The sequence below is a fragment of the Thermocrispum municipale DSM 44069 genome (genome assembly GCF_000427825.1).
In the GTDB taxonomy this organism is placed as follows: domain Bacteria; phylum Actinomycetota; class Actinomycetes; order Mycobacteriales; family Pseudonocardiaceae; genus Thermocrispum; species Thermocrispum municipale.
In genome coordinates this window covers 930,911-944,753 of record NZ_KE386593.1, presented here as the reverse complement: position 1 = coordinate 944,753, position 13,843 = coordinate 930,911, and the positions used below count along the sequence as shown (strand labels likewise).

10 protein-coding genes are annotated in these 13,843 nt (G+C 69.2%); 4 read left to right on the top strand and 6 right to left on the bottom strand.

Features of this window, described 5'->3' with window-relative positions:
* Positions 1-43: 43 nt before the first annotated feature.
* From YWM_RS24710 to YWM_RS27095, 5 genes are all read right to left on the bottom strand, one after another.
* A complete protein-coding gene (locus tag YWM_RS24710) occupies positions 44-1,399 on the bottom strand; it encodes a cell division protein PerM (protein ID WP_052345174.1) in 1,356 nt (451 codons plus the stop codon).
* 180 nt (positions 1,400-1,579) lie between these two features.
* The gene (locus YWM_RS24705) at positions 1,580-2,230 is read right to left on the bottom strand and encodes a DUF5336 domain-containing protein (protein ID WP_052345171.1); all 651 of its coding nucleotides are present in this window, start codon (positions 2,228-2,230) and stop codon (positions 1,580-1,582) included.
* 223 nt (positions 2,231-2,453) lie between these two features.
* Positions 2,454-3,341: a succinate--CoA ligase subunit alpha gene (gene sucD / locus YWM_RS0119905; protein WP_028852164.1), complete on the bottom strand. Its 888-nt coding sequence runs from the start codon at positions 3,339-3,341 to the stop codon at positions 2,454-2,456.
* A gap of 5 nt (positions 3,342-3,346) precedes the next feature.
* Positions 3,347-4,525, bottom strand: a complete 1,179-nt coding sequence (sucC, locus tag YWM_RS0119900) for an ADP-forming succinate--CoA ligase subunit beta (RefSeq protein ID WP_028852163.1) — start codon at positions 4,523-4,525, stop codon at positions 3,347-3,349.
* 136 nt (positions 4,526-4,661) lie between these two features.
* Positions 4,662-6,392: a hypothetical protein gene (locus YWM_RS27095; protein WP_156914847.1), complete on the bottom strand. Its 1,731-nt coding sequence runs from the start codon at positions 6,390-6,392 to the stop codon at positions 4,662-4,664.
* Positions 6,393-6,857: 465 nt separating this feature from the next.
* Between YWM_RS27095 and YWM_RS0119890 the strand changes: the two genes are divergently transcribed.
* The gene (locus YWM_RS0119890) at positions 6,858-7,628 is read left to right on the top strand and encodes a M23 family metallopeptidase (RefSeq protein ID WP_084612525.1); all 771 of its coding nucleotides are present in this window, start codon (positions 6,858-6,860) and stop codon (positions 7,626-7,628) included.
* A 1,045-nt stretch (positions 7,629-8,673) separates the two neighbouring features.
* On the opposite strand, the gene pcrA is transcribed toward YWM_RS0119890, so the two are convergent.
* The gene (pcrA, locus tag YWM_RS0119880) at positions 8,674-11,076 is read right to left on the bottom strand and encodes a DNA helicase PcrA (RefSeq protein WP_028852160.1); all 2,403 of its coding nucleotides are present in this window, start codon (positions 11,074-11,076) and stop codon (positions 8,674-8,676) included.
* Between the two features lie 240 nt (positions 11,077-11,316).
* On the opposite strand from pcrA, the gene YWM_RS0119875 reads away from it, so the two are divergent.
* From YWM_RS0119875 to YWM_RS24690, 3 genes are all read left to right on the top strand, one after another.
* Entirely contained in the window at positions 11,317-11,586 is a 270-nt protein-coding gene (locus tag YWM_RS0119875) for a chorismate mutase (protein ID WP_028852159.1), read from the top strand.
* A gap of 69 nt (positions 11,587-11,655) precedes the next feature.
* Positions 11,656-11,973, top strand: coding sequence for a hypothetical protein (locus YWM_RS0119870; protein ID WP_156914846.1), 318 nt, complete (start codon positions 11,656-11,658; stop codon positions 11,971-11,973).
* Positions 11,974-12,230: 257 nt separating this feature from the next.
* Positions 12,231-13,694, top strand: a complete 1,464-nt coding sequence (locus YWM_RS24690) for a hypothetical protein (protein WP_156914845.1) — start codon at positions 12,231-12,233, stop codon at positions 13,692-13,694.
* Positions 13,695-13,843 lie beyond the last annotated feature (149 nt).

The window sequence follows — 13,843 nt, the reverse complement described above, 5'->3', positions numbered from 1 at the left end:
ACCTACGCGCCTCGTTCTCACCGGGATGACGACACCAGCAACCCTAGAGTCTTTCCGGCTGAGCGTCTTCGTCGGGATCGTCAGCTGTGGGCTCGCTCTCCGCCTGCTCGTCCTCCTCGGGCTGCGGTTCGCCGGATTTCGGCGGCTCCGACTCCTGATCGGTGGCAGAGCTTTCGGCGGGCTCCTCGTCTTCGGTTTCCGGCTTCGCGTCCTGGTCCGGCTTCTCGTCCTCGGCTTCCGACTCTGGTTCGTCGGTCTCCTCGTCTGCGGTGTCCTCGTCGTGCTGGGATTTCGGCTCGGCTCGCTTCCGCGGCCGCTCACCGGCGAAGTACGCGACGACGGCAGCCGGTATGGCTACCCAGCAGAACGAGGCCAGCGACACCGCGCCGAGATCCAACATCAGGCCGCCGGACGTCCCGATGCGCCCGCTCGCGAGTGCGCCGAGTACGACGATGCCGAAGCCGACCACGGCACCGGCGACGAAGACCGACCGCAGGCGCTGCAGCGGACTCGGCGACGACTTCCGCAAGCGCAGGCCGACGAGAACACCCACGCCGAGCGGCAGGATCACCAGCGCGCGCCACCAGTCGGCGGGCCCATCGGGAAGCGCGGCGAGCAGCGGCACGGCGGGCACGTCCGCCGTGCTGTACGAGTACGGGCTGAGCTGCAGGTCGCCGAAGGAGAACCCGGGCCCGACGACGAATCCGACCGCCGCCAGTGCGGCGTTCGGCACGTAGGCCAGGCACAGCAACAGCATCCCGAGCCCGCTGCCGAAGCCCGGCGCCCCCGCGGTGAACAGACTTTGCGCCTGCGGAGCGGACAGCACGGAAGCGATCGCGAAGACCGCACTACCGGCCGCGAGCAGCCCGACAAGGCCGAGCAGTCCGGCGCGCAGGCCGGCCGTGGCGACCGGCACCAGGTAGGGACGCAGCGCAGCGATCAACCCACAGGGACGAACCAGTCCGAGCGTCGCCGCCGCGGCCGCGACCAACCCGGGGATGAAGAACGACTCAAGCGGGTCGGCGGACAGCCGTGCGCCGTACGAGGCGATCGCGATGCCCACCCCGGCGACCGCGTGCGCGCAAGCCATCGTGCTGACGATCACCAGGGCGCGATGCGTCCTGCGGCCGTCCAGCCGTTCGACCGCGCCCGCTGCCGAACGAGCGATGAGCACACCGAGCAGCACGGTCAGCGCCATCGGCAGCATCGCGAGCGGTTCCCCACTCAAGGTCAGTGGCACCTGGTGCGCACCGAGCCAGCCGGGCGCCGCGGCGAGCAAAATCTGACCGGGCGAGAACGACGCCTGCGTGGCCAGCGCGGCGACCACCGCGAGCAGCGCTGCCACGGCCGCATATCCCGCCAGCAGCGGCAATGTCGCGACCGTCAGGAGAACGCGCATGCGCTCCGTCCCGACGCCGCGGGCGACTCCCTGCCTCACCATCGTGTTTGCAGCTTGACATCCGGATTCGCCCATCCGGGGGTAGGCGCGCCGCGCTGTGTCGACGCTTACCCGGCCGGGTGTCCGGACAGCACAACGGCCGGCGTCCCGTCCGGAACGCCGGCCGTGACGTGCGGATCGTCAGCCGTTCTGCGGCGGCTGCTGCGAGAACTGGCCCTGGTGACCGGTGTAGGTGGTGGGCTGCTGTGCCTGCTGCTGACCACCCTGCTGGCCGTACTGCTGCTGTTGCGGCTGCGGGCCACCGAAGCCCTGCGCCTGGCCGTAGCCGGGCTGGCCGAACTGCTGCGGCTGGCCGCCCGCCGGGATCTTGATGACCTTCTCGGAGATCAAGTAGGCGGCGACGGCACCGAGCGTCTGCAGGATGCCGACGATCAGGATCAGGATGCCGCCTGCCTCCAGGCTCGGCCCCTCGAACGTCGTGAACAGCAGGGCGAACGTGGTCGCCAGCGAGACGATCGCGGGCAAGGCGCCGGGCTTGGCGTCACCCGGCAGCACCCCGAGCAGCGCCAGCAGGCCTGCGGTCAGGTAGAGCGCCGGGATCCAGCCGTAGAACATCTCGTAGGCGCTGACCGCGCCACCGAACGCCGAGCCGAAGTCGATGAACCCGAAGAACAGGATCAGCAGGCCGAAGAAGGCGATCACCAGGTGCAGGATCGTGCCGATGTCCATCTTCATGCCGGCACGCTGTTGCTGCTGTGGGTAGTACTGGCCGCCTTGCTGCTGCGGCTGTTGCGGCCCCTGCGCAGGGAACCCACCACTCGGGTAGTTCATCCGTCTCTCCTGTTGTGTTATGCGGAACTCGGGCCGACACCACGCGCCGCGTGGACCTGGCACGTCGTGCGCGGACGTTAACCGACGTCGCCGCTCCGACGTACACCGGGGCAAGTTGGTTTCACCGCGTTTTGCCGGACGCCTTGGCGAAGAATACGCCGAAGGGCGCTCCTGCCACCGATGCGGTGGCCGAAACGCCCTTCGAACCGAGAACTGTGCCGCTTTAGAGGGATTTGTACAGTTCGCGTGCGATCTCGGCGGTCTCGCTGGGGGTCTTGCCGACCTTCACGCCTGCCGCCTCCAGCGCCTCCTTCTTCGCCGCCGCGGTGCCCGACGAGCCGGACACGATCGCGCCCGCGTGCCCCATCGTCTTGCCCTCCGGGGCCGTGAAGCCCGCGACGTAGCCGACCACCGGCTTGGTGACGTTGGCCTTGATGAACTCGGCCGCCCGCTCCTCGGCGTCACCACCGATCTCGCCGATCATCACGATGACCGACGTCTCCGGGTCGGCCTCGAACGCCTCCAGCGCGTCGATGTGCGTGGTGCCGATGACCGGGTCGCCACCGATTCCCACCGCGGTGCTGAAGCCGATGTCGCGCAGCTCGTACATCAGCTGGTAGGTCAACGTGCCGGACTTGGAGACCAGGCCGATCTTGCCGGGGCCGGTGATGTCCGCCGGGATGATGCCCGCGTTGGACTTGCCGGGGCTGATGACACCCGGGCAGTTCGGGCCGATGATGCGGGTCTTGTTGCCCTTGGCCTTGGCGTGCGCCCAGAAGTACGCCGAGTCGTGCACCGGGATGCCCTCGGTGATCACCACGGCGAGCGGGATCTCGGCGTCGATCGCCTCGATCACCGCGTCCTTGGCGAACTTCGGCGGCACGAACAGCACCGACACGTCGGCGCCGGTCTCCGCCATGGCTTCCTTGACGGTGCCGAACACGGTCAGCTGCTTGCCGCCGATCTCGACCTGATGGCCTGCCTTGCGGGCGTTGACACCACCGACCACGTTGGCGCCGGAGGCGAGCATGCGGGCGGTGTGCTTGGTGCCCTCGGAGCCCGTCATGCCCTGGACGATGATCTTGGAGTTCTCGTTGAGGAAGATAGCCATCGCTGTCAGACCCCCGCGTTCGCGAGTTCGGCGGCCTTGTCGGCCGCAGCGTCCATGGTGTCCACCCGCTGCACGCCGGGCAGCTTCGCTTCGTCGAGGATCCTGCGGCCCTCGTCGGCGTTGTTGCCGTCCAGCCGGACCACGAGCGGGCGGGTGATCTGCTCGCCGCGCTCCTCCAGCAGCTTGAAGGCCTGCACGATCCCGTTGGCCACCGCGTCACACGCGGTGATGCCGCCGAAGACGTTGACGAACACGCTCTTGACGTCCGGGTCGCTCAGGATGACTTCCAGGCCGGCGGCCATGACGTCCGCGGAGGCGCCACCACCGATGTCGAGGAAGTTCGCCGGCTTCACGCCGCCGTGCTTCTCGCCCGCGTAAGCGACCACGTCCAGGGTGGACATGACCAGACCGGCGCCGTTGCCGATGATGCCGACCTGCCCGTCCAGCTTGACGTAGTTGAGGTCCTTGGCCTTCGCCTTGGCCTCCAGCGGGTCCTCGGCCTGCACGTCCACCAGCTCGGCGTGGCCGGGCTGACGGAACGACGCGTTGTCGTCCAGCGTGACCTTGCCGTCCAGCGCGATGATCTTGTCCTGCGGGTCCCGCACCATCGGGTTGACCTCGACCAGCGTGGCGTCCTCGGCCACGAAGGTCTCCCACAGCTTGACGATGACCTCGGCCGCGGCGTCCCTGATCGCCTCCGGGTACTTGGCCTCGGCCGCGATCTCGCGCGCCTTGACCAGGTCGACACCGGCGATCGGGTCGATCTGGATCTTGGCCACCGCTTCCGGCTTCTCCTTGGCGACCTGCTCGATCTCGACGCCGCCTTCCGCGGAGGCGATGCACAGGAACGTGCGGTTGGCGCGGTCCAGCAGGAAGGAGAAGTAGTACTCCTCCGCGATGTCGGAGGCCTGGGCGACGAGAACTTTGCGGGTGATGTGGCCCTTGATGTCCAAGCCGAGGATGGCTTCGGCCTTCTCACGCGCTTCGTCCGGGTTGTCGGCCAGTTTCACGCCACCGGCCTTGCCGCGGCCACCGGTCTTGACCTGGGCCTTGACAACCACCTGGCCGCCGATCTTCTCGGCCGCGGCGCGTGCTTCTTCGGGTGTGGCTGCCACGGAGCCCGGCAGCACCGGGACGCCGTGGGCGGCGAAGATATCCCTCGCCTGGTACTCGTAGAGGTCCACCGTGGAGCATCTCCTGACGACACGTCGTTGTGGAACGACTGTCGGAACAACTGCGGGACAGCTTCCGGACAGTTCTGTGACACAGTGACCCTAGCGACTCGCCCGGTGAACCTGCAGCCCAGGACCGGGAAGTGGGTCACCGATCACTCTTGGCACGGCCGTGCCGGAAGGTCAGCGAGAGCAAGACGAGCGTGAGAACGGCGCACCCGACGGCCAGCCATGCGCCGGTTCCGACAGCGGCCGACACGAGGAACGGCTCGAGCATCCGGACCAGGAGCACGCACAGGACGCCGACGAGCGTGCCCGCCGCGCGGGCGGGCCTGCTCCACGGCACCAGCGCCAGGGCGCCCACGACCACCACTGCCGAGACGAGTGCCCCGCCGAACGCGACGTCGAGCGGGTGCACCAGCGCGACCCCTCGGTACTGATCGGTGGTGCCGACTGCCGAGAAGACGAAGGTCCCCGCCGCCACCACAGCAGTCGTCAGCGCGAGCCATCGCAGCACCGCAGGGCTGGTCACCTCCGCGGTTCCGTCCCGCTCCATCACGCCTGCGGTCACGGCACACCCGGCCGCAAGCGCTGCGGCCGCCACGGCGAACGCGATCCACAGAGCGCCTGCGCCGGTTGTCGAATCGACCAGTACATCCGGCGCGGACACGGCCAGTTGCAGCGCCGGTCCAGAGGCCAGTACCACGCCGACCCACGCCACCGCGACCGCAGGCCGCACCAGCGGCGCCAGCCGCGGCACGAGCATGCCCACGCCAAGCAGGCCGTAGACGACACCGGCCGGGATCAGCCAGACCTGGGCGTCGGACAGCGCCGCCGCCCCTCCTGTCGCCGTCCGCACCAGCGGCTGCCCGGAACCCACTACGGCCCCGATGGCGGCAAGCAGCGCGAGGACTCCCGCAGCGACATAGAGGTTTCGCGAGCTCGGACCGGCCGCGCTGGACTCGCGACGGGACGCCACCGTGCCGACCACGGGCACGCCCAGCAGGGCGACCGCGGCCACGAGCACCACGATCGGACCCGCCGTGGCGGACAGCCAAGGCCGCACCACCGCAGCTGCCAGGTTCGGCAGCGCGATGGCCACGCCCGCGACGGCCACACCGGCGAGCACCCCGGTGAATCGACCCCACGACCGCTCGCTGAGCGCGATCACGACCGCGACCACCGCGCCGAGCCCGCACGCGAGCACACCCAGCACGACCAGCAGGGGGCCGTCCAACGCCGAGTTGTCCAACAGGTTGGCGTCAGCGGAGACGTACGGGGGCATCAGCAGCCCGACCGCGAGCGCAAGCGCTACGACCACCGAAGCCATGCCGACCGCTCGACTGCCTGCCTCGGGCGCCTGTCCGTCATCCGGCAGAGCTGTGGATGCGCGCACCGCCAGTACGCCCGCGACGACGGCAGCGATGTGGCCGGTCAGCAACAACAGCAACCCGATCCACGACGGGTCGGCACCGACCGAGCCGGGCACGAGGAACTCGGGCCTGGTCGCGCGCGAGGAGTCCACGGCGAACTGCACATCTGCAAGCGCACGCCCCGGGGCCAGGGCCGCCACACCGATCAGCACGCCGGCGGCGGTCGCGGACCGTCCGCGGTAGACCAGCAGTGCGGCCACGGCAGCGGGCAGCACGGCGAGCACGGTCAGCAGCGGCCAGGAGGTGAATGCCGGCCCGCCCGCGTCCGGCGCCTCTTGGACGACGCCGTGCACTCCGGCGGCCGTCAGTGCGGCGGCCGACACCACGGCGGCAACGAGAGCAGGGGTAAGCAGCCGCGGAACGGCCGTTGGCACCGCCGTCCCGGACACCGACTTCGCTGTCGACTCCGCCGACTTCGCAGCGGAGGAGCGCGATGTAGCAGGCATTGCTTGCGAACGTAGCAAGCCCGCGGCGGGGTCTCCTGCGCCACGCGGCAGTGATCCGCAATCGGACCAGGCCCTACTGCCCGAACGGCCTAACGAACCGGTCGAACTACATCAATCAGACACGTTTCACGACATACGACCACCCCAATTGGCGTAAAACTCAAACTACTGTCGGTCATTACCCCAGCTCGCAGTGCGATCTAGGCCACTCACTTGGCCCAGAAGCCCGGGGGGGACCTTGCACCCTGCGGTACCGATTCGTTACAGTCTCGCGGTCCCCATTACAGTCCGATCACGAACGGGACGGGTTGCGTCACGCAACTTGGAGCGGTTCCCCCGAAGCCGCTCACCGGGATCCCCCGCCCGGTTCCACGGACGCGATCGGCACCCCGAGTACTGGAAGGCCCCGCCTTGGCTCGACACCGCTCCCCCGGCGGTTTTGCGTCCCCGGCCCTGCAGGTCGCCATGGAGAGCGCCGCCGATCGGCCGCGCACCCACCACCGTCTCGCTCCGCCTTCCTCGGCGCTGCGGGGCCGGATGGTTGTCGCCGCCGTGGCCGCAGGCGCTTTCGCTGCAGCGACCGCAGGTCAGGCCCTTCAGGGCGCTGCCAGCCAAACCGCCGATGACGTATCGCTTGCCAGCTCGCAGGGTTCCTACGGCGCCAGTGGCGTCGGCGGCGACGCCGCAGCACCCGCCGCACCCGTGCTCGTCAACGTCGACCAAGCCGGCCCGGCGTCCTCGGCGCGAGCCGAGGCCAAGAAGCTCAGCGGCGCGCAGCAGTTCACCGACGCGCGCAAGGAGCGCGAGGCCGAAGCCGCCCGCAAGGCGCGCGAAGAGGCCATGCGCCCGGACGTGGTCAAGCCCACCGAAGGTCGGCTGACCTCCGTGTTCGGCGCCCGCTGGGGCACCACGCACTACGGCATCGACATCGCCAACTCGATCGGCACCCCGATCGTCGCGGCGGCCGACGGCGTGGTCATCGAAGCCGGCCCGGCCAGCGGCTTCGGCAACTGGGTGCGGATCCAGCACGAGGACGGCACGGTCACCGTCTACGGCCACATGTTCCACTACAACGTGGTCGCGGGCCAGAAGGTCAAGGCGGGCGAGCAGATCGCCGAGATCGGCAACGCCGGCCAGTCCACCGGGCCGCACCTGCACTTCGAGGTCTGGACGGGCGACAACGGCACCAAGATCGACCCGCTCGGCTGGCTCGCTCAGCACGGCGTCAACCTCTGATCCATCACGATCCCCAGAGGCCACACCTGATCGCTCGTCGAGGGCAGCGCACCGGCGGCACATTTCGGCCTGCCCGCGTGCGGCAAGCCGCTTGACCGATCGCCTGTCGACGGCGGCCTCATCCTCGACCGAGCCCACGGCCACTCCCGCGCCCAGGGCGGCCCATTCGGCCAGTCACGCCCTCGCACCTCCGGCTGCTCTCGCGACAGTACGACCAGACGCCGAGGAGCGGCCGCCCCGACTGGCTGGTCACGCGCAAGCGGCGACATGCCAGTCCGACCGCGCACCCGGAGCGGAACGTGCGGCCGAACACGCACCCACCCGCCTCGGACACGCGACACCTGAGCACACCTGCCCGCCTCAGCTGGGCCTCCGTACGAAGTAGCCGATGGCGACCTGCCAGACCGTGCAGTTGCCCCGGTGACCGCGTGCACACCGAGAACACGTTCCCCGCTGATCGGCCTCATGCAGACGAAGCAGCGCCCGCCAAGCCGCCGCCAGCTTCTGCGTCTCCGAGTGCGCCACCGCAGGCGCACCCCCGACTCCCTCGAGATAGCGCCAGACGGCAGCCGCGAACAGCGTGAACCATTCATCCATCGCACCCCCAGCATGATCGAACATATGTTCGAACACCACTGTAGCACCGACGTGCGCCTTGTCACAGTGCTGAGCGCGGGCGAACCGCATGAACTCGCTGCGTCACGGGTACGTGATCGTTAACGGGGTAGCACTCGCACGGCTTCGGTACTGATCACCCGGGGACACCGCCGAGCGGAGGCGTGATCACCGGGGTCGCCGGTATGCGGGTGCAGACACCATGAGGGATGGAAGTAGCAGCGCTCGCGACTCGGGGACAGGGCGTTGCGCCGCGGGTGGTCTCAGCAGGCGACGCGTCGCGCCGTCGGCTGGGACCACCCGCACGTCACCGCTACCGCGTCACACCGCCGACAACGCAACACCAACGGCCGCGCGGCAGTCATGCCGCCGGCAACACAGCGCCGCCAGCACCGTGCCTACGGCACTCCACCTGTGCACAGCGCCAACGTCACAGCTTCACCATCGGCACGCTGCCGATCAGCATCAGGCGCACCGTGCCGGCTGACCCGAAGTCGATGGTCGCGGTGGCGCGCGGCCCCGATCCCTCAGCGGCGATCACGGTGCCAAGGCCGTACTTGTCGTGATTGACCCGGTCCCCGACCTCCAACTGCAACGCAGGCTTGGCGGAGGCCGCTTTCCAGCCGGTGAACGACGTCGTACGCATGCCACCGGCCGCAATACGCGCCTGCGCCGAGCCGTCGCCCCAACCGCCACCACGGCCCCACCTGGTCACCGCGCGCGGCCCCGACGAGCTCTCCATGGGCTCCTCGCGCCGCCAGTCGAGCAACTCGGCGGGAATCTCGTCCAAGAACCGGGACGCCGGGTTGGTCACCGGCGAGCCCCACGCGGCGCGCACCACCGCCCGCGAGAGGTACAACCGCTCGCGGGCGCGCGTGATGGCCACGTACGCCAGCCGTCGTTCCTCCGCCAGCTCCGTCGGGTCCGACAACGCCCGCATGTGCGGGAAGACGCCGTCCTCCCAGCCGGTGCAGAACACCACCGGATACTCCAGCCCCTTGGCCGTGTGCACTGTCATCAACGTGACCACGCCGGCATGCTCCTCGGCATCCCCGTCGGCGTCCGGGTCCGGAACGGAGTCGGCGTCGGACACCAACGACACCCGTTCCAGAAAGCCGTCCAGCAAGCTCTGCGCGGGCGAATCGGCCGCGGCCGCGGCATCGGCGTCCAACGGCTCGGCCGAGGCGTTCTCGGCGAACTCACGCGCCACGGTCACCAGCTCGGTGAGGTTGTCCACCCTGGTGGCGTCCTGCGGGTCGTCGGACTCCTCCAGCTCGGCTCGGTAGCCGGTACGGTCCAGCACCGCCTCCAGAATGTCCGCAGGGTCGGCGTCGTCGAGCACCATTTCCCGCAGCCCGTCGTAGAGCTCGACGAACGCGGCGATGTTCTTCTGCGAGCGGGTGTTCAGCAGCTCGACCTTGCCCTCGGCGGCGGCACGCAGGGCCGAGTAGAACGAGATCCGCTCCCGTTCGGCGTGCGTGGCGACCACCGCCTCGGCCCGCTCGCCGATACCGCGCTTGGGCACGTTGAGGATGCGCCGCAGGCTGACCGTGTCCTCCGGATTCGCCAGCACCCGCAGGTAGGCCAGTGCGTCCCGGACCTCGCGGCGCTCGTAGAACCGCACACCGCCGACCACGCGGTACGGCAGGCCGAGCCGGATGAAGATCTCCTCGAACGGCCGGGACTGATTGTTGGTGCGATAGAAGACCGCGATGTCGGAATACTTCGCCTTCCCGGAATCGACCAGTGCGTCGATCTCACCCGCGACGAACGCCGCCTCGTCGTGCGCGTTGTCGGCGACGTAACCGACGATCTTGTCGCCGTCGCCTGCGTCGGTCCACAGCCGCTTGTCCCTGCGGTTCGGGTTGCGCGAGATGACCGCGTTGGCCGCGGACAGGATCGTCTGCGTCGACCGGTAGTTCTGCTCGAGCAGGATCGTGCGCGCATTGGGGAAGTCCCGCTCGAACTCCTCGATGTTGCGGATCGTCGCGCCACGGAAGGCGTAGATCGACTGGTCCGCATCGCCCACCACACACAATTCCGCGGGCTCGACGCCGGACTCCGACTCCTCGGTGCCGACCAGCTCGCGCACCAGCGTGTACTGCGCGTGATTGGTGTCCTGGTACTCGTCGACCAGCACGTGCCGGAACCGCCTGCGGTAGTACTCCGCGGTGTCCGGGAACTGCTGGAGCAGGTGGACCGTGCGCATGATCAGGTCGTCGAAGTCGAACGCGTTGGCCTGCTCCAACCGCCGCTGGTACTCCGCGTAGACCTCCGCGGCCACCCGCTGCGCGCCGTCGGCCGCCGCAGCCGCAGCGGCCTCGACGTCGACGAGCTCGTTCTTCCAGTCCGAGATCTGATTGGCCACGCCGCGCGGCGGGTGCTTCTTCGGGTCCAGGTCCAGATCCCGGATCACCAGCGTGACCAGGCGTTTGGTGTCGTCGGCGTCGTAGATGCTGAAGTTCGACGACATGCCGAGCGTCTTCGCCTCGCGGCGCATCACCCGCACGCACATGCGGTGGAACGTCGACACCCACATCGCGTTCGCCCGGCGGCCGCACAGCTCGACGACGCGTTCGCGCATCTCGTTGGCCGCCTTGTTGGTGAACGTGATGGCCATGACCTCGCCGGGATGCACGCCCCTGGCCACCAGCAGGTAGGCGATCCGCCTGGTCAGCACACGGGTCTTGCCCGACCCTGCGCCCGCCACCACCAGCAGCGGACTGCCGGTGTGCTGGACCGCTTCGCGCTGGGCCGGGTTGAGGTCGGCAAGCAGCTCTTCCGCCGCACGGTCGGCGGGAGTCTGTTCGGGGAGGTCGAAAAGGGTGCTCATCGACTGTCCACGGTACTTGTCCCCACCCACATCACACCGTCGCGGCTACCCGCTGGGCACAGTCCTGTGCAAGAATGACCGCATGCGGCACTACGACGGGCGATTTTTCTACGGGATCCGGACTCCGGCTCCCGTGATCGCCTAGTGCCTGACAAGCCATCACACCGAGCCCCGGAGTCCACCGACCCCGGGGCTTTCGTCGGCTCGGGGGCCGGGTGGCCGGGAGGAGACGAGGAAACCGTGACCACCGAGACGGAACAGCCGACCGAGCACGACATCGACGAGCTGCGAGCGGAAATCGATCACCTCGACGCCGAGATCTTGCGTCTGGTGAAGCGCCGGGTGGAGGTCTCGCGCAAGATCGGCGCCGCGCGGATGGCCGCAGGCGGCCCGCGCATCGTCTACAACCGTGAGATGGACGTGCTCGCCCGCTACCGCGAGCTCGGCCCGGACGGTCGTCAGCTCGCGCTCGCCCTGCTCAACCTGGGCCGGGGACGGCTCGGCAGGTAGCCGCACGGCGACACAGATCTCCGGGAAAACCCTGAGGCGGGCCGCGCACGAGCGGTTCACACTCGAGGTATGGGCACGATCGTCAACCTCATCGCCGTCGTCATCGCCATCGCGAGCGTGCTCGCCGCGCTCGGCCATGACGCCTACCTCGCGCTGTTGAACAACGCGGCCGCCAAGCGGGCAGGTGGTGCCCCGGTGGCCGCTTACGTGCGCGGCCGGTGGGCGGTGGCGCTGGGGGCCACCGCCGTGGCACTGGTCGGCTGGGCGATGACCGGGGCCGACTCGATCGCCGTCGACGTGCTGGCCGCGTTGGTGGCGGGTGGCGGGGGCGCCGTCGCCGTGAAGTCGTTGCGGGAAACCCAGGAGCGATACCGCATCGGCGGCTGACCGACAAGGTTTCCGCCGGCCAAACCGTAATCATTGCGTGACTTCACCCGGACGGAGGCGCGCACTCGGGTGACATTAGGGGCAAATTGTCGCCCCGACTGGGGTAACTCACTGTTAGTTCCTACGCTGGTGCACGTGAAGATTCGCGCGCATCGGTCACGACGTACCGCGCACGCGAGATCACTCTCCGCTACTCCAAACGGCGGAATCGCCCGAACAGTGCCGTCAACTACACCGGCAAGGGGGGTCTCTGGGGCATGAGCGATGCGGGTTCTCAACGCACCGCCCCGGCCCATCGTCCGGGACGGCACCGGCGCAAGGCGGGCAGCGGACCTACGTGGACGCCCGCGGTCGACCCGGTGAGCGACGGTGGCCGCCACCGCGCTCCCGATGCCCCCACCGAAGAGATCGTTCCGATCGGCTCGATGTCCGGAGTGCTGCCCATCCCGCTGCCGGCAGAGGCAGCGGCCGAGGCTCCGCCGGCGAGCGAGAGCAGCGCTGCCGCAGCGGCCATGACGGCTGAGCCGGCAGCAGCCACGGCGTCCGAGCCGGCGGCAGCCGTGACCTCCGAGCACGCAGCGTCGGAGACCGCACCAGCTTCGGCTGAGAACACCGAGGCGGCCGAACGACCCCAGCCCGATCCGGCTGCGGAATTCGAGCCCGCACATCCGGTCGCCGCAGCCCGGCAGGAGCAAGCCTCGCGGTCGATCGCGGCGGCGCTGAACCCCGAGCCCGAGCGGCCGCCCGCCACAGCAACGCAGCGGGCGAAGGCCCCTGAGAAGGCGGCTGCCGCAGCCCAGAAGTCGGAGCCGAGGATCGCGATCCCGGCCCAGGCGGCCGAATCGCCCGAGAAGCCGCGTCGCACCAAGATCACACTGACCCCCGCGACCGAGGAGTCCGAGGACGTCCGCGTGTACCTGGCGCCGCCGGTGGACGGCTTGAGCAAGTTCGACCTCGGCAACGTCCCGGCGTCGGTCACTCCCCCGCGCAGCTGGCGCAAGGCGGCCTGGTTCGCCACGATGTCGTCCTGCGGGGTCGCGGTCGCGCTGGTGCTCGCCGGGTCGTACCTGGTCAGCCAACAGCCCCAGACCAACGCCGAGGTGGACGGTTGGACCGGGTTCCACGGCAAGCCACCGATCACGCACGACGAAGGCTTAGCCGACCGCGGGCCCGACGACGAGGACGCGACGCGCACCAAGTCCGGCACGTCGAAGACGCCGCAGCGGATCGCCGACGTGGCCGATGTCAGCGACTCCAGCAGCGCTGGCAACTCCACCCCGGGGAGCACGACGTCCCAGCAGGGCTCCAGCACACCGCAACCGTCGCCGAGCGAAGGGGCCTCCTCCCCCGCGCCCGAACCGCCGGAGAAGCCGCCACCGACGCCTGCGCCGCGCGAGGTCAAGCGGGACGCGTTCTACAACTTCCCGCCGGACGCGCAGACGATGGGAGACCGCTCGGAGACCTTCCTCAACGAGGTCACCGAGAACCCCGAGGTGGCGCACGCGCAAACCGGCGGCAAGTTGCACGACCAAGGCGCGGACGCACTGGCCGAGAAGTACTCCGACGTGGCCTACTTCGAGGTCAAGCGGATCTACATCGACCAGCAGAACAGGGTCACCGTGAACACCGTCGAGGTGACCTACACCGACGGCAGCACCGAGACCCAACAGTGCACCCTGCGGTTCGAAGAGGGCGACAAAATCACGCAGGATTGCCGCTGAAATTTCCCCTGCACGTGCATCTCTTACGCCAGTTGGGGGACCTCTGAACCGCTTGCCGACAGTGAGCGTCCCTTTACCGACAATTACTGGCCCTGACGTGGGTCGCCATCGTTGGCTGTAGGTGCGTTTCCGGCGGTGCGGAACAGCCC